This window comes from Aquabacter spiritensis (assembly GCF_004346185.1).
Taxonomy (GTDB): domain Bacteria; phylum Pseudomonadota; class Alphaproteobacteria; order Rhizobiales; family Xanthobacteraceae; genus Aquabacter; species Aquabacter spiritensis.
Window position 1 is genome coordinate 153,052 of the sequence record NZ_SMAI01000012.1, and the last position, 22,062, is coordinate 175,113.

Here is a 22,062-nt window from a genome sequence, read left to right on the forward strand (position 1 = left end):
CCATGCCGGAACCACAGGTCCTTCGCGCGGCGCTGCGCGCTTTGCCCTCGGTCGACCAGGTTCTGACGTGCGACACGGCGCGTCCTGGCCTCGATCGCCACGGCCGGAGCCTCTTCACCGAAGCCGTGCGCACCGCGCTCGATGCCGCCCGGGCCGCCGTCCGCACCGGCCACGATGCGCCGCCCACGGCCGACGATGTCGCGCATGCCGCGCTGTCGACGCTTGACGCCGCGGCGCAACCCAGCCTTCGGCCGGTCTTCAACCTGACGGGAACGGTGCTCCACACCAATCTCGGCCGCGCAATCCTCGCCGAGGAAGCGGTCGCCGCCGCGATCGCGGCGATGCGCGAGGCGGTCACGCTCGAATTCGACCTCGGATCCGGCGGACGGGGCGAGCGCGACGACCATGTGCGCGACCTGCTCTGTGCGCTCACCGGCGCCGAGGATGCGACGCTCGTCAACAACAATGCGGCCGCGGTCCTGCTCGTCTTGAACACGCTGGCGCAGGATCGGGATTCGATCGTGTCGCGCGGCGAGTTGATCGAGATCGGCGGTGCGTTCCGCATGCCGGACATCATGGCGCGCGCCGGGACGCGCCTGGTGGAGGTCGGCACCACCAACCGAACCCATCCCAAGGATTATCGCGCCGCGATCGGACCGTCGACCGGCCTCCTGGTTAAGGTCCATACCTCCAACTACCGCATCGAGGGCTTTACCAAGGAAGTCGCCCCGCGCGATCTCGCCGCCATCGCCCGCGAGGCCGGCGTGCCATTGTTCAACGATCTCGGCTCCGGCACCCTGTGCGACCTCGCGCGCTATGGGCTCGGCCACGAGCCCACGGTGCGCGAGGCGGTCGCGGACGGCGCCGACATCATCACCTTTTCGGGCGACAAATTGCTCGGTGGTCCGCAAGCGGGCTTCATCATCGGCCGCAAGGACCTCATCGCGGCGATCAATCGCAACCCGATGAAGCGGGCTTTGCGGGTCGACAAGATCCGCCTCGCCGCGCTCGAAGCCACCCTCAAGCTCTATCGCGATCCCGACCGCCTCGCCGCCCGGCTGCCGACCTTGCGCCGCCTGACCCGTAGCGCGGAAGACCTGGAGGCCAGTGCGCACCGCCTCGCCCCGGCACTCCGGGCCAAGCTCGGCCCCGGTGTCGCCGTGGTCCCGCGTCCCTGCCGCAGTCAAATCGGCTCCGGTGCGCTCCCCACGGCGACGCTCGCGAGCTACGGGCTCGCTGTGCGGCCCGATGGCGGCGGCCGTGCACTCGACGCGCTGGCCAAGGCTCTTCGGGCGCTGCCCGTTCCGGTGATCGGTCGCATCGAGGAGGGCGCATTGGTGCTCGACCTCCGCTGTCTGGAGGACGAGCCCGCCTTTCTGGCTGCGCTCGAAGCGTTGGAGCCGCGCCATGGGCTGGTTTGACCGCCTGCGCGGCGCCCCGGTTCCTGCGCCCCACGATGCGGACACCCAGATGGCCGAGGCGCTGGCGGCCGCCCGCGCCGGGGACTATCACACGGCTCTCGATCTTTGGGAGCAACTCGCCCGCATCGGCGTGGCGCGGGCGCAGAACAATATCGGCGCCTGTTTCGCGGAAGGCATCGGGGTCGAGCGCGACCCGGCCCTGGCGCAACGCTGGCTCGCCCTTGCAGCGCAGGCCGGCGACCCGGTCGGCCAGCGCAATCTCGCCGCTCTGTATTTCAAGGGCGAAGGCGTGCCGCAGGACTATCAGCACGCCGCCGAGCTGTACCGCGCCGCTGCCGAACAGGGCGATGCGCCGGCGCAGGACATGCTGAGTTGGATGCTGCTTGAAGGCGAGATCATGGCCACCGACGTGCACGAAGCGCGTCGCTGGGCCGAAGCGGCGGCGGACCAGGGCATCGCCTCGTCCATGACGCGCCTCGGCATGCTCTATCATAACGCGCTCGGCGTCGCGCGCGATCCCGCCGAAGCCGCCCATTGGTGGCGGCGCGGCGCGGCGCGCGGCGATGCCGACGGCCAGGCGATGCTCGGCGCTGCGCTGCATCTCGGATCCGGCGTCCCGCATGATCCGTCGGCCGCCTATGAATGGCTGCTGCGGGGACAGGAGGGCGGCAGCGCCCTCGCCGGACCGTTCCTCGCCGTCGCGCGCGCGGGTCTCACGCCCGAGGAGCAGACCGCGGCCGAGGCCCGGGCGCGGCGCCCCCTGCCGGAGCCGGCGCCATGATCATCGGGACGGCCGGCCATATCGACCATGGCAAGACCTCGCTGGTGCGGGCGCTCACCGGTGTCGATACCGACCGGCTGAAGGAGGAGAAGGCGCGCGGCATCTCGATCGACCTCGGTTTCGCCTATCTGCCGATCGAGGACGGCGACACCCTCGGCTTCATCGACGTGCCGGGGCACGAGAAGTTCGTCCACACCATGCTCGCCGGCGCGACCGGGATCGATTTCGCATTGCTGGTGGTGGCGGCCGACGACGGGATCATGCCCCAGACCCGCGAGCATCTCGCCATCATCGATTTGCTCGGCATCTCCCGCGGTCTCGTCGCACTCACAAAGAGCGACCTCGCGGACCCGGACCGCATCGCGGCGGTGACCCGCGAAATCGCGGCGGCGCTCGCGGGGACTGCGCTCGAAGGCGCGCCGATCCTTCCCACCTCGGTGCAGTCGGGCGCCGGCATCGACGAAATCCGTGCGCACCTCGCGCAGGCCGCGCGGGTTGTCGGAATGCGGGCGGATACCGGACGCTTCCGCCTCGCCGTCGACCGCTCCTTCGTGCTGGCCGGGGCCGGCACCGTGGTGACCGGGACGGTCTTGTCCGGCAGCGTACGGGCGGGCGATCGCGTGGCCGTCAGCCCCTCCGGGCGGACGGCGCGCATCCGCTCCATCCGTGCCCAGGACCGGCCGGCCGAGATCGGCCGGGCAGGCGACCGCTGCGGCCTCAATCTGGCCGGGGAGACCATTTCGAAGGACGCCGTCGCGCGCGGCGACGTGGTCCTCGACCCGAGCCTCCATGCCCCCACGGACCGGATCGACGCCACGCTGAACGTGCTCGCCAGCGAGCGCAGACCCATCGCCCAATGGCTCCCGGTCCGGGTCCATACCGCCTCGTGCGAAGTCGGCGGGCGGCTGGTCCTTCTCGGCGATCCGATTGCGCCGGGCGAGAGCGGTCTCGTTCAGGTGGTCCTGGAGCGGCCCATCGCGGTCGCTTCCGGGGACCGCTATGTGGTGCGCGATACCTCGGCGCAACGCACGATCGGCGGCGGTCGCCTGCTGGACCTTCGCGCTCCGGCCCGCCGCCGCCGCACGGCGGACCGGCTCGCTGCCATCGCGGCCCATGGCGAAGCGCAGCCCACCGCGGCGGTTGCGCGGCTGCTCGATATCTCACCCTTCGTGCTCGATCTCACCGCCTTCGTCCGCGATCGCGGCCTGCAGGAAGGGGCCGAGACGACGATTGCCGGGAACCTCAACCTGACCCGCCTCATGGTGGGATCCACCCTTCACGTCCTGTCCGCGGCGCACTGGAAGATGTTCCATACCGCGCTGCTGGGCCGCCTCGACACATTCCACGCCGACAATCCCGATCTGCCGGGGATCGGCACGGAGCGGATGCGCCTCCAGATCGTCCCCCGCCTTCCCCCTGCCGTCTTCGCAGCCGCGCTCCAAGGGATGGCGCGCGCGGGCGAAGTCGCGCTCGAGGGCGCCTGGATCCGACGCGCCGGGTTCACGGTCCGCCTCGGAGGGCGCGACGAGGCGCTCTGGGAACGGGTGGGCCCCCTCCTCGCCGGCGGGGAGCGATTCCGGCCCCCGCGCGTGCGGGATATTGCCGGACTGCTCGGCGAGCCCGAGCCGGACGTGCGGCGGATGATGAAGCTTCTGAGCCGCATCGGCCGGGTCGACGAGATCGCCCACGACCATTTCTTCCTTCGTGCCACCGTCGCGGAGATGGTGGGGATCCTGACGCGGCTGGGCGCCGGGCGCGCCGAATTCACCGCCGCCCAATTCCGCGACCAGATGGAGAATGGCCGCAAGGTCGCGATCCAGATCCTGGAATTCTTCGACCGCCACGGTGTAACACTGCGCCGTGGCGATCTGCGCCGCATCAACCCGCACCGTCTGGACCTCTTTCGTCCGCTCGCAGATGATGCGTCGGCGAAGGATATGCCGGCCGCTTCCGGTGCGGCGCACAGCGATGGAAGAGAAGCGTCCCTGGTGGGGCGTCCGGACTTCAAATCCGGGAGGGGCCGCGAGCCGGTCCTTGGTGGGTTCGACTCCCACTCTCTTCCGCCACGCCCCCCGGTCCGGCCGGTCGCGGACGCGACATCAACCCGCCCCCGCGCCGCAACGGCGCGACGCGGCCCTGAATGAGGCGCCGCCCATGAGCCTTGCATCCTATCTGTCCGCGCTGGACCTCGCCGCCCAGGAGGCCGAGGCCGCGGAGCGCACGTTCCGCGCCGAAGCCGACGCCCGCTCCAAGGCGCTCGCGGCCGCCCGCGCCGAAGCCTATCGGCGGGTCAATTTCCTCCGCCCGCTCGCCGGGGTGATCGGCGGTGCCGACCCCGAGGACGCCGTGCGGCGGGGCTCGGCCTATCTGCGCGACCGGTTGGGCTGGACCGAAGACACCCCTGCGCGGGTCGAAGTGCTGGCGCATTTCGCACCGGTCGCGACCGCGATCCATTATGCCCTGGCCGATGCTCCCGCCGGGGACGAGATAACCGACCCGGCCGCCGCGATGGCGACTTTCGAGACCTGGTATCTGGAGACGCGCGAAACCCCCTTCTGGTATCTGTTCGAGCACTACATGCCGGAGACGCCGCTTGTCGACTTCTAGGCGCGGGGCGGACAAGCCCCGATACAAAAAGCCGAAACAGGACGTCGGGCGGACCGATTTCGACGACTGGCTGGTCGCCAGTTTCGAGGCCGAGGGTCCATTCACCGCTTTGGTGATCCTGGTTCGAATTGGTCCGCTTGAAGTGGCCCCGCTCGCCTCCACCTTTCTCTCGGTGATCGGCGCCGAAATCCGATGGCCGGAGATCGTCGCATTGTTTGGCGGATCGGGACATAAATGGGACGGCGCGGCCTTCTTTCCCGTCCTTGACGCGGGCGGGCCGCTGCTCAATGCGGAGGCGCGGGCGCGGCTGCGGGCCCTGGAGGCGCGGGTGCGCGAAGACCGCCTCACGCTCAATGACGGGCATTTCTTCGACACTTGGGGACGCCGGCTGAAGGTCGAAGAGGCGACCCCCAACTGATGCATCCTGCGCACCGGCTCAGCGGATCGGGAAATCGAAATAGGTGTCGGGGAATGGTTCGTCCCGGAGCGTGAAGTGCCACCACTCCTTGTCGAACGGCTTGAATCCGTTGCGCATCATCAGCGCGGCGAGCCGGTCGCGATTGGTGCGCTGCGCGGCGGTGACATCCGGAGAATCCGGCCACGAGCGCATCCCAAAAAGATCGAACGGGGTTCCCATGTCGAGGTCTGAACCGGTCGAGGCGTCGATCAGAGTGAGATCGAGCGTCGACCCCCGCGAATGACCGGAGCGTGCCGCGATATATCCCTCCTTGAAGAGGTCACCTTTGTCGACGTCGGGATAATAGGCCGGCTTGGTGCGCTGGTCCGACAAATCCGCGGCCCAGCGTCCGAAATGGGCGACGGCACGGGCCGGACGATAGCAATCGAAGATCCGCAGTCGCAGATTTTGTTGCCCCGCATCTGCGGCGACCTTCGCCAAGGCGCGCGCCGCGGCCTCGGTCAGGAAACAGCGCGGAGCGTCATATCCCTCGACCCGCGCCCCGACGAAATTATCGGTGCCGTAATAGCGGACGTCGAACTGGGCAGACGGAACGATCTGCGCCACGTCGACGAAACCCGCCGGCAGCGCGGAATTGGCCGCAGCCGGGAGCGGCGCCAATCCCAAAGCGAGCGCCACACCCGCCGTCCGTACATCCATGTCCCGTGTCCCGGCCTCAATGCACGCCTTGCCGAACGCCCGGGATCCGTGAAGGGGGGAGCGCCGCGGCAAGGCTTTGCAGGGGATCCTGGCGATCGGGGGCGGGATCGTCAATCGGGCCGGGTTCGGGAAAAGGATCGCGACGCGGGTCGCGGGTGGGATCGCCTTCAGGCAGCGGCGGCAGGTCCGGGCCGGGTTCCGGGACGTCGTGGGGATCCTCGACCGGGTCGGGCGGCGGGATGGGCGGTTCCGGCGGGCGGACGGGATCGTAGCCGGGGAAAGGGCCGCACCAGATTGCGCGCCCTTTGTCCGGAGCCGGGATTTGGTTGCGTGTCATGCGTGTGTCCCCCGATGGTCCATGCAGAGAAACGCACGATGGGACGGCACGTTCCGCCCGCCCAGCCGCCGCGTTCCTCACACGCCCGCGATCCGAGGAAATCGATCGCACCAGCAAGATTTTTCGCGTTGTCGGACGGGTGGGTGCCGCAGCGCACAAAGAAAAATGCCGGACCTCTTTCGAGGTCCGGCAAGTATCGCCGCAGAGCGGCGAACCTTCCAGAGGGGAACAGCTGCTGCACCGCACAAGGTGCAAGCAGTGCAAGGTCAAGATGCCCTTCGGATGGGCAGAAAGCAAGGGAGCCTGATCGCATGTCAGGCATGTTCGGGACGCTTAGCTCATTTCGCATTCAGCGGCAGAACGCCCCGCCAACCGTCATAAATCAGTAATTCCAGCGCTGAGCCTTGGAAATGAGGAAGTCACGGAACACCTGGATACGGGCGACCGAGCGCATTTCCTGAGCATAGGTGAAATATGCCTCCAATTGAGGCGTTTCACGATCCGTGAAGAGCTGGACGAGCGAGGTCGCGTCGTCGGTGAGGTAGTCTGGCAGAGTGCCGATTCCCACCCCGCGCTCCACCGCGCGGCGCAGGCCCAGCACGCTGTTGACCTCGAAAGCCGGCACGCGGGGCGCCCCACCATCGCGCCCCGCATGTTCGAGCCAATTGAGGCCCTGGAAATAGCTTGGGATTGGCCCGCCGAGGAGAAGGATGCGGTGCTTGTCCAACTCGTCCAGCGTCCGGGGATGGCCATGCCGCTTGATATAATCGGCCGAGGCATAGGCATGAAAATGCACGGTGAAGAGTTTGCGCTGGACCAGATCGGGCTGCACCGGCTGGCGCATGCGGATCGCGACATCGGCCTCGCGCATGGCGAGATCCAGTTCCTCGTCGGTGAGAATGAGCTGGATGCGGATATCGGGATAGAGTTCGACGAACTCGCCGACCCGCGCGGTCAGCCAATGGGTGCCGAGCCCCATCGTGGTGGTGACGCGCAGTTCGCCGTTGGGCTTTTCGCGGCTGTCCGTCAGCTGGGCGCGCGCCGATTCGAGTTTGAGAAACACCTCGTGCGCGGTGCGATAGAGAAGTTCGCCCTGCTCCGTGAGGATCAGTCCGCGGGCATGGCGGTGGAACAGCGGAACCTTCAGCTCCTGTTCCAGTGCCGACACCTGTCGGCTGACAGCGGACTGCGAAAGGCCGAGCGTTTCGCCCGCATGGGTGAAAGACCCGGCCTCGGCCGCGACGTGAAAGACCTTGAGCTTGTCCCAGTCCATGGTGGAGCGCCCCTCCTGGGAGGCGCCCGGCCGGGAAGGCACGAGCGGTCCCGTGTTCTCGATCCGGATCCGACGTCCGGATCCGCTTTTATTCCGCGGCGACTGGCGCTTCGGCGAGCGTCAGGAAGCGCTCCGCCTCGAGCGCCGCCATGCAACCACGGCCGGCAGCCGTCACCGCCTGGCGAAACACGTCGTCCGCGACGTCGCCCGCAGCGAAAACGCCGGCAATGGACGTGGCCGTGGAATCCGGCTCGGTCCAGACATAGCCGTTGGACTTCAGACGGAGTTGCCCCTCCACCAGCGCGGTCGCCGGAGCATGGCCGATCGCCACGAAGAAGCCGTCCGCGGGAATCACGCTCTCCGTGCCCGTGAAGACGTCGCGCAGTTTGACGCCGGTCACCCGTGTCGGCTCCACATCCCCGATGATTTCGGCGATCTCGGCATTCCACACCAATTCGACCTTGGGATTGGCGAACAGCCGGTCCTGAAGGATGCGCTCGGCGCGCAGCCGGTCACGGCGATGGACAAGAATCACCTTGGCCGCGAAATTCGTCAGGAAGAGCGCCTCTTCGACCGCTGTGTTACCGCCGCCGACGACCACCACCCGCTTGCCGCGATAGAAGAAGCCGTCGCAGGTCGCGCAGGCCGAAACGCCGAAGCCGCGATAGATCTCCTCGGAGGGCAGGCCGAGCCACCGCGCCTGCGCACCGGTGGCGAGCACCACGGTCTCCGCCAGATAGACGTCGCCGCCATCGGTCGTCAGGCGGAACGGGCGGCGCGACAGATCAAGGCTCGCCACATGGTCGGCGACGATCCGGGTGCCGACATGCGCCGCCTGTGCGCGCATCTGCTCCATCAGCCAGGGCCCCTGGATGACATCGGCGAAACCCGGATAGTTTTCGACATCGGTGGTAATCGTGAGCTGTCCGCCGGGCTGGATGCCCTCGAACAGCACCGGCTCAAGCATGGCGCGAGCCGCATAAATGGCCGCCGTATATCCGGCCGGACCCGACCCGATGATGACGACCTTGACATGGTGGGCGGTCATGGAAACCTCGAGACAGACAACGCTCCGAACGCCTTCGTGCGGAACGGAAGCGGAAGACGGGGCATAAAATTCATATGCCTCCCGTACCGAGCTATGCGGCAATGTAGGAGCACGGCCCTTCCGTCACAAGGCGTGCAGCGCCCGCAGTGCGGCCCCGCTTCGGAAATCCCCAACCCGTTGCGCAATAATATTGCGTTGCACCCCGCGTCGGCTCAATTAAGGTGCGCCCGCCGCCCCCGGAGGTTTCCTTGCGCGCCCATCTCGATTCCGTGGACTGGAAGATCCTTGCCGAACTTCAGCGCGACGGGCGCATGACGAATGTGGAGCTGTCGCGCCGGGTCGGCATCTCCGCGCCGCCCTGCCTGCGACGTGTGCGCACACTGGAAGAGCAAGGCTTGATCCAGGGTTATCGGGCGCTGCTCGACGAGAAGCGGCTCGGCTATGATCTCATGTCCTTTGCGATGGTTCACCTCATCAGCCAGGCCGAAATCGACCTCGATGCTTTCCAGCGCCGCATCGACCAATGGCCGCTGGTGCGTGGCGCCTGGATGCTCTCGGGCGATGTCGATTTCATCATGCTCTGCGTCGCACCCGATCTGCGCACGTTCCAGAGCTTCGTCCTGGAGATCACGGCCACGCCGAACGTGCGCAACGTGCGCACCGCCCTCACCCTGAAGCAGGCGAAGAACGCCCCCATCGTGCCGCTCGAAGGGGCGCCCCCGACGGGGTAATGTCAGCTGACGGACGGCTACCGCGCGGCCGCCTCCACCGCCCTCTTCGCCATCACCTTCACGAGCTGCGCACGATAGTCCGCGCCGCCATGCAGATCGCTCATCAGGTCTGATGCGTCGAGCGGAACGCTTTCCAGCGCGGCGGCGGTGAAATCATCCGTAAGCGCAGCCTCGGCCGCGCCCCAACGAAACACGCCGGACTGCCCGGCACCCGTCACGGCGACTCGCACCCCCTCCCCGGTCCGCGCAACGAACACGCCGGCCATGGCGTAGCGCGAGGCCGGGTTGCGGAACTTCCGATAGGCGGCAAGCTCGGGCCTGGGGAACTCGATCGCGACGATCACCTCGTCTTCGCCCAGCGCGGTCTCGAACAGGCCGGCAAAGAATTCGTCCGCCGGAATGCGCCGCGCCGTGGTGACGATCATGGCGCCGAGGGCGAGGCAAGCGGCCGGATAGTCCGCGGTCGGATCATTGTTCGCGACGGAGCCGCCGATCGTTCCCCGATTGCGGACGGCAGGATCGCCGATCACCGCGGCGAGTTCCGCCAGCGCCGGGATGGCGGCGCGCACCACGTCCGAGGTCGCGACGCGTGCATGCGTGGCCATGGCGCCGATCCGCACCCCCCCGCCTTCCGCTGCGATGTCGGCAAGGCCGGGAATGCCGGCGAGGTCGACGAGGGTACCGGGCTGGGCGAGCCGTTGCTTGAGGGTCGGTAGAAGCGTCTGACCGCCGGCCAGAAGCTTCGGCTCTTCGAGCCCGCCGAGCAGCGAAACCACCTCGTCGAGGGCGGAAGGCCGCCGATAGTCGAAGGCATACATGACGCGCTCCCCTATTCCGCGGCCTGACGCGTCACCCGCGCCTGCGCGATCGCCCAAACCTTGGCCGGCGTCGCCGGCATCGAAATGTCCTGCGTGCCGAGTGCGTCGGCGAGCGCGTTGATCACGGCGGGCGGCGCGGCGATGGCGCCCGCCTCTCCACACCCCTTCATACCCAGCGGATTGGACGGACACCGTGTCTCCGTCATGCCGACCTTGAAGGCCGGAAAATCCTCGGCGCGCGGCATCTGGTAATCCATGTAGGAGCCCGTCACGAGCTGCCCCTCGCCGTCATAGGCGACGCGCTCCATCAAGGCTTGGCCGACGCCCTGCGCGATGCCGCCATGCACCTGCCCCTCGACGATCATGGGATTGATCACGGTGCCGAAATCATCCACGGCGATCCAATTGACGATCTCCGTTGTGCCGGTTTCCGGATCGACCTCCAGCTCGCAGACATGGCAGCCGGCCGGGAAAGTGAAATTCGTCGGATCGTAGAAGGCGCCTTCCTTCAGCCCCGGCTCGATTTCAGAGGTGGGGAATTTGTGCGCGACATAGGCGTTGAGCGCGACTTCGGCGAAGGCGAGCCCGCGGTCGGTGCCGGCAACCGAGAAGCGCCCGTCCTTGAACTCGATGTCGCCTTCGCTCGCTTCCAGGATATGGGCGGCGATCTTCTTGGCCTTGGCCTCGACCTTGTCGAGCGCCTTGACGATGGCCGACATGCCCACCGCGCCCGAGCGCGAGCCATAGGTGCCCATGCCGAACTGCACCTTGTCGGTGTCGCCGTGGATCACGGTGACCTGATCGATCGGAATGCCCAGCCGCGCCGAGACGAGTTGCGCGAACGTGGTCTCGTGGCCTTGGCCGTGGCTGTGGGAGCCGGTGAGCACTTCGACATTGCCCGTCGGATTGACGCGCACCTCGGCGCTCTCCCAGAGACCCACGCCCGCCCCGAGCGAGCCGACTGCGGCCGAGGGCGCGATGCCGCACGCCTCGATATAATTGGAGAGCCCGATGCCGCGCAGCTTGCCGCGCCGCTCCGCCTCGGCCCTGCGGGCGGGGAATCCGGCATAATCCGCCATCTCCAGCGCCTTATCGAGGGAGGCGGCGTAATCGCCGGCGTCGTAGCACATGATGACGGGCGTCTGATGCGGGAAGGCGGTGATGAAATTGCGCCGCCGCATCTCGGCCGGGTCGATGCCGAGTTCGCGCGCCGCCTTGTCCACGATCCGCTCCACCAGGAACGTCGCTTCCGGCCGCCCGGCCCCGCGATAGGCATCGACCGGCGCCGTGTTCGTATAGACCGCATCGACCTCGCAATAGATCGCCGGAATGGCGTATTGGCCGGAGAGCAGGGTCGCGTAGAGATAGGTCGGGACGCAGGACGCGAAGGTGGAGAGATAGGCGCCCATATTGGCGATCGTCTTTACCTGGAAGCCGAGGATCTTGCCCTGCGCGTCGAGCGCGAGCCGACCCTTCGTCACATGGTCGCGGCCGTGCGCGTCGCACAGGAAAGCCTCGCCGCGCTCGCAGGTCCATTTGACCGGACGACCGACCTTCTTGGCGGCCCAGGCACAGACCGTCTCTTCGGCATAGATGAAGATCTTGGAGCCGAACCCGCCGCCGACATCCGGCGCGATCACCCGCAGCTTGTTCTCCGGCGCGAGACCCACGAAGGCGGAAAGGACGAGCCGGGCGACGTGCGGGTTCTGGCTCGTCGTCCAGAGCGTATAAGCCTCGTCTCCGGCATCGTATTCGCCGATCGCCGCGCGCGGCTCCATGGGATTGGGCGCGAGCCGATTGTTGACGATGTCGATCTCGGTCACGTGCGCAGCCTGGGCGAACGCCGCCTCGACCGCTGCGCGATCACCGAGTTCCCACTCGAACACGGTATTGTTCGGCGCCGCCTCATGGATCTGGGCCGCCCCCTGCGCCTGCGCCACTGCAAGGTCCGGCACCGCGGGGAGCACCTCGTACTCCACCGCGAGAGCGGCCGCCGCATCCTTGGCGAGATTGAGCGTCTCGGCGATCACGACGGCGACATGGTCGCCGACATAGCGCACCGTATCGACCGCCAGCGCCGGATGGGCACCGGCGCGCATCGGCGAACCGTCCTTGGAATTGATCATCCAGCCGCAGATCAGGCCGCCGAGCCCGTCTTGCGCGAGATCACGGCCGGTCAGTACCCCGACGACGCCCGGCATCTCCGCGGCGGCCGCCGTATCGATGGTGCGGATCCGGGCATGGGCGTAAGGCGAGCGCAGGAAATAGGCATGCGCCTGACCGGGCCGGGACAGATCGTCGGTGTAGCGTCCCTTTCCGGTGATGAACCTCTTGTCTTCCTTGCGCCGGACCGGGGCGCCGATGGGGGTGACGGTGCTGGCGTTCATCGTGTCCTCCCTGAAGGACGATCTGTCTTTGACGTCGAAGCGCGCCCTAAGCCGGGCCCGGCTTCACTCGGCCGCCGCGCTCGCCGGAGCCATCGCGCGGGCCCCGGCCGCCACCGCCTTCACAATGTTGTGGTAGCCGGTGCAGCGGCAGAGATTGCCGTCGAGGTTTTCGCGGATCGTCGCTTCGTCGAGATCGGGGCCGAGCCGCGCCACCATGTCCATTGCCGTCATGATCATGCCGGGCGTGCAGAAGCCGCATTGCAGACCGTGATGCTCGCGGAACGCCTCCTGCATCGGGTGCAGCGCGCCCGAAGGCGCAAGACCTTCGATGGTCAGGACGGCGCAGCCGTCGGCCTGAACTGCGAGCAGCGTGCAGGATTTCACAGCCGCGCCGTCGACCTGCACGACGCAGGCCCCGCACTGGCTGGTATCGCAGCCGACATGGGTCCCGGTCAGCAGCAGCTTCTCGCGAAGGAACTGCACCAGAAGCATGCGCGGTTCGACATCGGCAGAGACGGCGCGACCATTCACCGTCATGGAAACGTGCGTCATGCGCGACCTCCTCAAAGACGCCGGGAACACGCCGGCCGCGGCGCGGACCCGATGGCCGGCCGCCTGTTTTTCTTTTTTCAGGTTCCAGTGTGGGGCCGCACTTCCCACCCGGTCAAGGCGCAACCGGTGCCTTGTGCGTGACATGGGGTCGGATCGTGAGGCGCGGCGCCGAAGCGGTCCGGATGGCCCGCACCACAGCGATGCGGCGGCGGCGCGCCCCCCTGCGGCCGCGCCGATTCTGCCTCAGCCGGCGGTTTCGGTCATGGCCGCGGCAAAGTTCTGGAAAAATTCGTCCGCGGTCTTTTTTGCCGTACCGGCGACGAGGCGCTGGCCGAGCTGGGCGAGCTTGCCGCCGATCTGGGCCTCGGCCGTGTAGGTGAGGAGCGTCCCGACCGAGGTCTCGGCAAGGTCCACCCGCGCGCCGCCTTTGGCGAAGCCGGCAATCCCGCCATCGCCCTCGCCCGAGATGCGATAGCCGGCCGGCGGATCCAGGTCGGCGAGAAACACCTTCCCCTTGAACTTGGCCTTGACCGGCCCGACCTTGGCGACCACCAGGGCCCGCAATTCATTGTCCGCCACCCGCTCCAGTTCCTCGCAGCCGGGGATGCAGCGCTTCAGCATTTCGGGATCGTTCAGCGCTTCCCACACCTTCTCGCGCGCCACGGGCAATTCGTAAGAGCCGGTCATTTCAAGGGCCATTCGTGCCTCCTTTGTCGCGCCGCATCCTGCGCCAGGACAACGCGCCACGAAAGCCCGAGCAACGCGCTTTGCCCCAAGCGCGAGCGCTGCAATGCACAAATCGGCACAAAGTCTCCCAATTGCGGCCGAATTCCCCCCTTACCTACGGAACAACCTGAAAAATATTGCGAATTCCAACCGGTCCCGGGACCTGGGGAAGCTCTGTCATGTCCATTGCGCTGCGCGACGGCGTGCGTCACCTCGAGACCACGGCGCGCGTTTCCCTTCTGGTCCTTGCTCTGGCGAGCGGGGTCTACACCTATCTCGGCGTGCGCGAGCTTCTGGAGGCGAGCCCGGCGGCGGTGTTCTTCGCGGCGATCATCTATTCCGCCGCGGTGTCCGTCGCGATCTATGCCTTCTGGGCCTTCCTGATGCGCTTCCTGCCGCAGGTGGTGGATGCGACCAGCCGAATGTTGCTGCTCGGCGCAATGGCGCTGGGCTGCGTGATGATCGTCGCCATGTCGTCCTGGCTGAACGCCAGCGCCTTGGCGGGCGCGGCGGCGCTCGAACGGCATCTCGGCGCCAGCCTTGCGCAGGCAGAGGACGAATTCCAGCGCGCCTATGGCAACGCTCTCGCGACACAGGGGCTCGCGCCCGACATCCAGCTCGCCGCGACGCGCTTCGCCGAGCTCGCCCAGGCCGAGCGGTCCGGCTCGCTGACCGGAACCAGCGGATCGGGAACGGTCGTGCAATTGCTCGGCCAGATGTCGAACCAGCTTGCCGCCCTCGGCAAGGAAGTCGCGGCCTCCGGCGGGCGGATCGCCGATCTCAATGAAGAAGGCGCGCGCCATCTCGCCGCCATGCGCGAACGCATCGCCGCGAGCGGCCCCGTCGCTGCCCGCGCCGAAGATTTCGGCAATGCATCGACCGCGCTCGCCGGCGTGATGACCGCCCTTCAGCAGGCGTCGATCGCCCCTGCGGTCAAGCGGATCGCGGCGGATCTGGGGGAGAACTTCATCGCTCCCGCCGCCGATGGCCGGACCGCAGAGATTGCCGGGCGTCAGACCGAAGTCGTCGGCCGTGTCCAGACCGCCGTCGCAGCGCAGGCGCGCGCCCTCGCCAAGGCCGCGGATGCGGTGATCGACCGCCCGCCGGTTGTGGCCAGCCGGTACGAACAGATCTCCCCCGCCGAAGCCGTGCTGCGCTATGCGAACGATTTCGTGCCGAGCTGGGCCGGCGCGATCTCCATCGACCTGCTGCCCGGTGTCCTGGTTCTGATCCTCTGCGTCGTGCACGCCGCAATCCGCCGCGAGGGCGCGCCTCTGCCGAGGGCGGGGGAGATGACGGCGGCCGAGCTTGTGTCGGCGCTGCGCATGGCGCACGAAGTCGGAAGCGCCCATGCCGCGCTGCGCGCGCCCCCGGCCCCCGCCGCCCCCGCCAGCGACCTGCCGGACGTGCCGGGTCCGCGCCTGCCCGAGGTGGATCCTGCCGCCATGCCGGGCACGAACACGGCGCGGGCAACCGGCTCCGACGTCGCCCCTGACGGGTCGGCCGCTTTGCCATCGCGGGTCCGGGCGGATGCCGAGCCGGAGGCCAATGTGACCGCCCTCCGGCCGGCGCTGCGGGACTGAGCCGACATGCCCGTCCCCACCCTGCGCGCAACGCTCAAGAACTGGCGCACGCGGCCCGACGACGCGATCCTGAGCCTGGTCTTCGCCGGGCTCCTCGCGCTGACGGGCGCGATGCTGGCGCAAGACGGCGCGCGCTTCGCCCGCGAGGCGGGGCTTACGCCCGCCACCTTCAGCAATCTGCCGGGAATGATTCCGGATTTCGAAGGCCCGAACCCCGACCTTCCGGATACCGACCCGGGATCCGGCCCGGAAATGACCTTCGAACTGCGCGCGGATGGACGCCTTTACGCAACCGGAAGCATTCTGCCCGGTGCGGCGAAGGCGCTGGCGGCGGAGCTGGAGAAACGCGGCGGCTATGTGCGCACTGTGGTCCTCGATTCGCCCGGCGGCGCGGTCCAGGAGGCCCTCGCGATGGGGCGCATGATCCGTGACAAGGGCTACGCCACCGAAGTCCCGGACAATGGCCGCTGTGCCTCGTCCTGCCCGCTGGTGTTCGCCGGGGGCGTGGAGCGCCGGGCCGGCCGCGACGCGGCTCTGGGGGTCCATCAGGTCTATGCCGCCGCGCAGCCTTCCGGCCGGGATCTGCCGGAAAGCATGGCGCGGGCGCAGAGGATCTCGGCCGCCTGCCAGCGCCACCTGCGCGACATGGGCGTGGACCTCGAAGTGTGGGTTCACGCCATGGAGACGCCGCGCGAGAAACTCTTCTTCTTCTCGCCGGAGGAGATGCGGCGGTTGAAGCTCACCACCGGCTGACACGCTTAAGCCTTGGTCGAAAGGCGTGGGTGACACCCATTTGTCACCAGAACCGGCGCGCGCTATGACTTGAAGGAAGGCGCCGCCCAATCATGAGGCACGGTCAAGCAATGTGCGCCTTCAACCAGAGGGGATTGAAGCCGCATGGACATTTTCCTCCAGCAGCTGATCAACGGCTTGACCCTCGGCTCCATCTACGGGCTCATCGCGATCGGTTATACGATGGTGTTCGGCATCATCGGCATGGTGAATTTCGCCCATGGCGATGTCTTCATGGTCGGCACTTTCACCGCCCTCATCGCCTTCCTGCTGCTGACCACCCTTCTCGGCATCACCTCGATCTTCCTGGTCCTGGCGATCGTGCTGGTCGTGGCGATGGCGTTCACCGGCCTCGTCAGCTGGGCGATCGAGCGGGTCGCCTATCGTCCGCTGCGCGGCTCGTTCCGGCTCGCGCCGATGATCTCCGCCATCGGCATGTCGATCCTGCTCTCGAATTTCGTCCAGGTGGCGCAGGGCCCGCGCAACAAGGCGCTGCCGCCGATCCTGCCGGACGTGATCGTGGTGTGGGACAGCGGCAGCTATGCGGTGACGCTGGCCTATAAGCAGATCCTCATCATGGTCGTGACGGCGGTTCTCCTGTTCGCCTTCTGGTGGCTGGTGCAGAAGACCGCACTCGGACGCGCCCAGCGCGCCTGCGAACAGGACCGCAAGATGGCGGCGCTGCTCGGCGTCGATGTCGACCGGACGATCTCGCTGACCTTCGTCATCGGCGCCGCGCTCGCCGCCGTGGCCGGCGTCCTCTACCTCACCTATTACGGCGTGGTGAATTTCGCCGACGGCTTCGTCCCTGGCGTCAAAGCCTTCACGGCGGCGGTTCTCGGCGGCATCGGTTCATTGCCGGGCGCGGTTCTGGGCGGCCTCCTCATCGGCCTGATCGAGACCTTCTGGTCGGCCTATTTCTCCATCGAATATAAGGACGTCGCCGCCTTCTCCATCCTCGCCATCACGCTCGTCTTCATGCCCCAGGGCCTGCTGGGGCGGCCGGAAGTGGAGAAGGTCTGATGCACGAGGCGACTGCGGCCGCCTCCTCCGGCCTCCTCGCGCGGGCGCTCAAGGATGCCGCGGCGAGCGCCGCCATCACCGCCCTGCTCCTCGTGCCGCTGGTCGGTATGCACGCCACCGAAGGTCCCAGCGGGGCGCTCGTCCTGAAATACCGCTTCGGGCTGGTGGCGATTTTCGCGCTTCTGGTCGGCGGCTTGCGCCTGGGGCTCCATCTGACCGTGTGGCGCGGCGATTCCGCCCGGGGGGCCGCCCCCCGCTTCCCGGCACTCGCGCGCCTGGCAGGTCCGGCCGGCGACGCGGCCAAGCCGGTCTTCTTCGCCGTGCTGCTTCTCTATCCCCTTCTCGCCGTCCTCGGCAGCGGCGGGCTCGGCCCCAGCCGCTATTGGATCGACCTCGGCATCTATATCCTCACGTACGTGATGCTCGGCTGGGGCCTCAATATCGTCGTCGGTCTCGCCGGCCTGCTCGACCTCGGCTATGTCGCCTTCTATGCGGTCGGCGCCTACACCTTCGCCCTGCTCGCCGGTTCTGTGCCGATCTCCGACTTCTTCGCCGGCACGCTCGGCGCCGATTTCTGGCGGCTGTGGAGCTTTTGGGTCTGCCTGCCGCTCTCCGGCCTTCTCGCGGCGCTGTGGGGCGTCATTCTCGGCTTTCCTGTGCTGCGCCTCCGGGGTGACTATCTCGCCATCGTCACCCTCGCCTTCGGCGAAATCATCCGCCTCGTCCTCATCAATTGGGTGGACCTGACCAATGGGGGCGCCGGCATCGCCTCGATCCCGCCCATCTCCTTCTTCGGCATCCCCTTCTCCAGCGGCGAGGGCGGATTCGCCAATCTGTTCGGGCTCGAATTCAACCCGATGCACCGCAACATCTTCCTCTATTTCGTCATCCTGGCGCTGGCCGCCTTGACCGCGGTCGCGACGATCCGGCTGCGCCGCATGCCGGTGGGACGCGCCTGGGAGGCGCTGCGAGAGGACGAGATCGCGTGCCGCTCGCTCGGCATCAACACCACGCTCACCAAGCTCACGGCCTTCTCGATCGGCGCCATGTTCGGCGGTTTCGCCGGCGCCTTCTTCGCGGTCCGCATCCGCTTCGTCTCGCCCGAATCCTTCACCTTCATGGAATCCGCCGTCATCCTCGCTATCGTCGTGCTCGGCGGCATGGGCTCTCAGATCGGCGTCGCCGTCTCCGCTATCCTCCTGATCGGCGGCATGGAGATGCTGCGCAACCTCACCTTCCTGAAGGACCCCTGGCTGTTCGGCCCCGATTTCGACCCGAGCCTCTACCGCATGCTGATCTTCGGCTTCGCCATGGTGGCGGTGATGGCCTGGCGTCCGCGCGGCCTCGTCTCCAGCCGCCTCGCGACCATTTTCCTGAAGGAGCGCAAGAAGGTGTCGGGCGACCTGGTCCGGGAGGGCCATGGATGAGGCCCTGGGAGCAAGATCCAATTCTGGCGGTCGACCGGTTGAGCATGCGGTTCGGCGGCCTCGTCGCCGTATCCGACGTGTCGTTCCGCGTCGGCCGCGGCCAGGTGACGGCCGTGATCGGCCCGAACGGCGCCGGCAAGACCACGGTCTTCAATTGCATCACCGGCTTCTACAAGCCGAGCGCCGGGCGGCTGGCGCTGTCGCATGGTGCCGCGCCGTCCCCCTCCGAACTCGACGCCCTCACCCGCACCGGGCGCGCGGCGGCCCGGACCCGCAAAGGCGGCGTGTTCCTGCTCGAGCGCCTGCCGGACCACAAGGTCGCCTCGGCCGCGCGGGTCGGACGGACGTTCCAGAACATCCGTCTGTTTTCCGGTATGACCGTGCTGGAGAACCTGCTGGTCGCCCAGCATATGGGGCTTACGGAGACCGGTTTGCTGTCGCCGGCGGCGCTGCTCAACCTGCCGTCGTGGCGGCGGCGGGAGGCGGCGGCGGTGGAGCGCGCCAAGACCTGGCTCGAGCGGATCCACCTCATCCACCGCGCCGACGATCCGGCGGGCGATCTGCCCTATGGCGACCAGCGCCGGCTGGAGATCGCGCGCGCCATGTGCGCACAGCCGGTCCTGCTCTGCCTCGACGAGCCGGCGGCCGGGCTCAATCCCCGCGAATCGGCGGCGCTCAACGAATTGCTGCTCTCGATCCGCGACGCCGATGCGACCTCGGTCCTGCTGATCGAGCATGACATGTCGGTGGTCATGGGCATTTCCGATCACGTCGTCGTGCTGGAATATGGTCGCAAGATCGCTGACGGCACGCCGGAAGAGGTGCGCACCGACCCCCGCGTGATCGCCGCCTATCTCGGCGTCGAAGAAGACGCCGTGGAAGCGATCGAGGCGGAGGTCGGCGTATGAGCAAGCCGATGCTCAGCGTCGCCGGCGTGAAAACGCAGTATGGCAAGATCATCGCCTTGCACGGGGTCGATCTGGACGTGAACGAAGGCGAGATCGTCACCCTCATCGGGGCGAACGGCGCCGGCAAGTCGACTTTGATGATGACGATCTGCGGCACCCCGCGCGCCAGCGAAGGGCGGATCCTGTTCGAGGGCCGCGACATCACCCACATGCCGACCCACGAGATCATGCGGCTGAAGATCGCCCAGTCGCCGGAGGGGCGGCGCATTTTCCCGCGCATGACCGTCTACGAAAATCTCCAGATGGGCGCGGCGATGGACGATTACGCCCATTTCGAGGGCGACCTCGAACGCATGTTCGACATGTTCCCGCGTCTGAAGGAGCGGCTGCATCAGCGCGGTGGCACCCTGTCGGGCGGCGAGCAGCAGATGCTGGCGATCGCCCGCGCCTTGATGAGCCGGCCGCGCCTCCTGCTGCTCGACGAGCCGTCCCTGGGGCTCGCGCCGCTGGTGGTGCGCCAGATCTTCGACGTCATCCGCGAACTGAATGCGATCGAGGGCCTCACCGTCTTTCTGGTCGAACAGAACGCCTATCACGCGCTGAAGCTGGCCCATCGCGGCTATGTGCTGGTCAATGGCAGCATCACCATGGCGGGAACCGGCCGGGAACTTCTCGAAAGCCCCGAGGTCAAGGCCGCCTATCTCGAAGGAGGCGCCTGATGGCTCCGATCGCCGAGCCGGGACGGCCGAGCGCACCGATGCTGGTCCTGCCTCTGGTCGTTCTGGTCGCGATCCTGGTCTTGTCCGTGGCGCACCCCTCTTCGGTGGTCGAAGTCTCGACCGGGGACTTCATGCTGGTCACCCTGTTTCTCGGCGGCGGTGCGGCCTTCCTGACCGGGCGGGCGGTGGCCAAAGGCTGGAGCCCGTTCTGGCAGGTTCTGGTCTATTCCGCGCTGCTGACCGGAGCGGTGCGTTTCTGCCACTTTGCTTTGTTCCAAGGGACGCTGTTCGCTTACGACCATTATCTGCTCGAACTCGCTTTGCTGTTCGCGATCGCGACGCTCGGCTTCCGGGCCGTGCGCAAGCAGCAGATGACGCACCGTTATGGCTGGCTGTTCGAGCCCGCCGGATGGCTGTGCTGGCGCGCCCGGAGAGGGCGGGACGGAGACCCCGCGTCCTGATTGTGTGCCCATCGACAGCCTGTCCAAATCGGGCAGAATGGCGAGCGGCACAGTCCTTCGGGCGGGATGAGAAACCCAAGACGCTTCTTATCGGACACAGAGGAGAACGTAATGAGAAAGCTCATACTGGCCGGCCTCGCATTAAGCGCGGGCCTTGCATTTGCAGCGGGCGCCCAGGCGCAATCGACGCTCAAAATGGGCGTCGCCGGCCCGATGACCGGGTCGAACGCCGCGTTCGGCGCGCAATTGAAGACCGGCGTCGACCAGGCCGTCGCGGACATCAACGCCGCAGGCGGCATCAATGGCCAGAAGATCGAACTGTTCGTCGGCGACGATGCCTCGAAGCCCGAACAGGGTAAATCGGCCGCCAACAAATTCATCTCCGACGGGGTGAAATACGTCGTCGGCCACTTCAATTCCGGCGTCTCGATCCCGACCTCGACCGATTACGAGGAAGCCGGCGTCCTTCAGATCAGCCCGGCCTCCACCAACCCGACCTTTACCGAGCGCAAGATGTGGAACACGTTCCGCACCTGCGGCCGGGACGACCAGCAGGGCAGCGTCGCGGGCGACTACATCGCCAAGAACTTCAAGGGCAAGAAGGTCGCCATCGTCCACGACAAGACGCCGTATGGGAAGGGCCTGGCCGACGAGACCCAGAAGGCGATGAACCAAGGCGGCGTGAAAGAAGTCGTCTATGAAGGCATCAATCCGGGCGAGAAGGACTATACCGCGCTCGTCTCCAAGCTGAAGGCGGCGGGCGTCGACCTCGTTTATTATGGCGGTCTGCACCCGGAGGCCGGCCTGATCGTGCGCCAGATGCGCGACCAGGGCGTCGGCAGCGTCTTGTTCTCCGGCGACGGCATCACCGACAAGGAATTCTGGACCATTGCCGGTCCGGGCGCCGCCGGCACGCTGATGACCTTCGGTCCGGATCCGCGCAAGAACCCCGCCGCCAAGGAAGTGGTCGAGAAGTTCAAGGCCAAGGGCGTCGACCCGGAGGGCTACGTCCTCTATTCCTACGCCGCCGTGCAGGTCATGAAGCAGGCCATGGAGGCCACCAAGTCCACGGATCCGAAGAAGCTCGCGGACTATATGCACTCCGGCGCCACCTTCCAGACCGTTCTCGGCCCGCTCTCCTTCGACAAGAAGGGCGATATCACCAAGAAGGACTATGTCGTTTATGTGTGGAAGGATGGAGGCTATACCGAGCTCTGATCCCCGCGCATTGCAGTTCAAGCCCGCGCCTCGGCGCGGGCTCAGACCGCTGACAAACCCCGTCGATTTTTCGGCGGGGTTTTTGTTTGGGTTGGGGCCGGTCGGTTTTTGGCTATGGCGTCGGTCGATTTTG

Annotated in this window: 20 protein-coding genes, 1 tRNA gene and 1 pseudogene; 15 read left to right on the forward strand and 7 right to left on the reverse strand. The window is 67.2% G+C overall.

Annotated elements, in window-relative coordinates:
* Positions 1-2: 2 nt before the first annotated feature.
* From selA to EDC64_RS17825, 6 genes and pseudogenes are all read left to right on the forward strand, one after another.
* Positions 3-1,421 carry an L-seryl-tRNA(Sec) selenium transferase gene (selA, locus tag EDC64_RS17800; RefSeq protein ID WP_132033847.1) on the forward strand — a complete coding sequence of 473 codons (1,419 nt, stop codon included), beginning with the start codon at positions 3-5 and terminating at the stop codon, positions 1,419-1,421.
* Positions 1,408-2,202, forward strand: a complete 795-nt coding sequence (locus EDC64_RS17805) for a tetratricopeptide repeat protein (protein ID WP_132033849.1) — start codon at positions 1,408-1,410, stop codon at positions 2,200-2,202. The genes selA and EDC64_RS17805 overlap by 14 nt, the downstream gene beginning before the upstream one ends.
* Positions 2,199-4,022, forward strand: a pseudogene (selB, locus tag EDC64_RS17810) (selenocysteine-specific translation elongation factor); the annotation flags it as partial. The gene EDC64_RS17805 and the pseudogene selB, both read left to right, overlap by 4 nt.
* Before the next feature lie 150 nt (positions 4,023-4,172).
* A tRNA-Sec gene (locus tag EDC64_RS17815) sits at positions 4,173-4,268 on the forward strand.
* 88 nt (positions 4,269-4,356) lie between these two features.
* On the forward strand, positions 4,357-4,809 hold the full coding sequence (locus EDC64_RS17820; RefSeq protein ID WP_132033851.1) for a hypothetical protein: 453 nt from the start codon (positions 4,357-4,359) through the stop codon (positions 4,807-4,809).
* Positions 4,796-5,227, forward strand: a complete 432-nt coding sequence (locus EDC64_RS17825; protein ID WP_245504767.1) for a hypothetical protein — start codon at positions 4,796-4,798, stop codon at positions 5,225-5,227. The genes EDC64_RS17820 and EDC64_RS17825 overlap by 14 nt, the downstream gene beginning before the upstream one ends.
* Before the next feature lie 18 nt (positions 5,228-5,245).
* On the opposite strand, the gene EDC64_RS17830 is transcribed toward EDC64_RS17825, so the two are convergent.
* From EDC64_RS17830 to trxB, 3 genes are all read right to left on the reverse strand, one after another.
* On the reverse strand, positions 5,246-5,926 hold the full coding sequence (locus tag EDC64_RS17830; protein WP_132033853.1) for a M15 family metallopeptidase: 681 nt from the start codon (positions 5,924-5,926) through the stop codon (positions 5,246-5,248).
* 719 nt (positions 5,927-6,645) lie between these two features.
* The gene (locus tag EDC64_RS17835; protein WP_132033909.1) at positions 6,646-7,536 is read right to left on the reverse strand and encodes a LysR family transcriptional regulator; all 891 of its coding nucleotides are present in this window, start codon (positions 7,534-7,536) and stop codon (positions 6,646-6,648) included.
* Positions 7,537-7,624: 88 nt separating this feature from the next.
* Positions 7,625-8,584: a thioredoxin-disulfide reductase gene (trxB, locus tag EDC64_RS17840; protein ID WP_132033855.1), complete on the reverse strand. Its 960-nt coding sequence runs from the start codon at positions 8,582-8,584 to the stop codon at positions 7,625-7,627.
* 248 nt (positions 8,585-8,832) lie between these two features.
* Here trxB and EDC64_RS17845 point away from each other — a divergent pair, with 248 nt between their 5' ends.
* Positions 8,833-9,315: an Lrp/AsnC family transcriptional regulator gene (locus tag EDC64_RS17845; RefSeq protein WP_132033857.1), complete on the forward strand. Its 483-nt coding sequence runs from the start codon at positions 8,833-8,835 to the stop codon at positions 9,313-9,315.
* 17 nt (positions 9,316-9,332) lie between these two features.
* Here the strand turns inward: EDC64_RS17845 and EDC64_RS17850 are convergent, their stop codons facing one another.
* The 4 genes from EDC64_RS17850 to EDC64_RS17865 form a co-directional block, all read right to left on the reverse strand.
* A complete protein-coding gene (locus EDC64_RS17850; RefSeq protein ID WP_132033859.1) occupies positions 9,333-10,133 on the reverse strand; it encodes an FAD binding domain-containing protein in 801 nt (266 codons plus the stop codon).
* A gap of 11 nt (positions 10,134-10,144) precedes the next feature.
* A complete protein-coding gene (locus tag EDC64_RS17855) occupies positions 10,145-12,520 on the reverse strand; it encodes a xanthine dehydrogenase family protein molybdopterin-binding subunit (RefSeq protein ID WP_132033861.1) in 2,376 nt (791 codons plus the stop codon).
* Positions 12,521-12,583: 63 nt separating this feature from the next.
* Positions 12,584-13,072 (reverse strand): (2Fe-2S)-binding protein, encoded by a 489-nt coding sequence (locus EDC64_RS17860; RefSeq protein ID WP_132033863.1) that lies wholly within the window; start codon positions 13,070-13,072, stop codon positions 12,584-12,586.
* A gap of 243 nt (positions 13,073-13,315) precedes the next feature.
* Positions 13,316-13,771, reverse strand: coding sequence for an SRPBCC family protein (locus EDC64_RS17865; RefSeq protein WP_132033865.1), 456 nt, complete (start codon positions 13,769-13,771; stop codon positions 13,316-13,318).
* Positions 13,772-13,977: 206 nt separating this feature from the next.
* Here EDC64_RS17865 and EDC64_RS17870 point away from each other — a divergent pair, with 206 nt between their 5' ends.
* The 8 genes from EDC64_RS17870 to EDC64_RS17905 all read left to right on the forward strand — a co-directional run bounded on the left by EDC64_RS17870 (position 13,978) and on the right by EDC64_RS17905 (position 21,929).
* Positions 13,978-15,381 carry a hypothetical protein gene (locus tag EDC64_RS17870; RefSeq protein ID WP_132033867.1) on the forward strand — a complete coding sequence of 468 codons (1,404 nt, stop codon included), beginning with the start codon at positions 13,978-13,980 and terminating at the stop codon, positions 15,379-15,381.
* 6 nt (positions 15,382-15,387) lie between these two features.
* Positions 15,388-16,134, forward strand: coding sequence for a COG3904 family protein (locus EDC64_RS17875; RefSeq protein ID WP_132033869.1), 747 nt, complete (start codon positions 15,388-15,390; stop codon positions 16,132-16,134).
* Between the two features lie 144 nt (positions 16,135-16,278).
* Positions 16,279-17,196 (forward strand): ABC transporter permease subunit, encoded by a 918-nt coding sequence (locus tag EDC64_RS17880; RefSeq protein WP_132033871.1) that lies wholly within the window; start codon positions 16,279-16,281, stop codon positions 17,194-17,196.
* On the forward strand, positions 17,196-18,623 hold the full coding sequence (livM, locus tag EDC64_RS17885; RefSeq protein ID WP_132033873.1) for a high-affinity branched-chain amino acid ABC transporter permease LivM: 1,428 nt from the start codon (positions 17,196-17,198) through the stop codon (positions 18,621-18,623). The genes EDC64_RS17880 and livM overlap by 1 nt, the downstream gene beginning before the upstream one ends.
* Positions 18,620-19,531 (forward strand): ABC transporter ATP-binding protein, encoded by a 912-nt coding sequence (locus tag EDC64_RS17890; RefSeq protein WP_132033875.1) that lies wholly within the window; start codon positions 18,620-18,622, stop codon positions 19,529-19,531. The genes livM and EDC64_RS17890 overlap by 4 nt, the downstream gene beginning before the upstream one ends.
* The gene (locus EDC64_RS17895; RefSeq protein ID WP_132033877.1) at positions 19,528-20,250 is read left to right on the forward strand and encodes an ABC transporter ATP-binding protein; all 723 of its coding nucleotides are present in this window, start codon (positions 19,528-19,530) and stop codon (positions 20,248-20,250) included. The genes EDC64_RS17890 and EDC64_RS17895 overlap by 4 nt, the downstream gene beginning before the upstream one ends.
* Positions 20,250-20,711 (forward strand): DUF6867 family protein, encoded by a 462-nt coding sequence (locus tag EDC64_RS17900; RefSeq protein WP_132033879.1) that lies wholly within the window; start codon positions 20,250-20,252, stop codon positions 20,709-20,711. The genes EDC64_RS17895 and EDC64_RS17900 overlap by 1 nt, the downstream gene beginning before the upstream one ends.
* 111 nt (positions 20,712-20,822) lie before the next feature.
* Entirely contained in the window at positions 20,823-21,929 is a 1,107-nt protein-coding gene (locus EDC64_RS17905; RefSeq protein ID WP_132033881.1) for a branched-chain amino acid ABC transporter substrate-binding protein, read from the forward strand.
* The last annotated feature ends 133 nt before the right edge of the window (positions 21,930-22,062 follow it).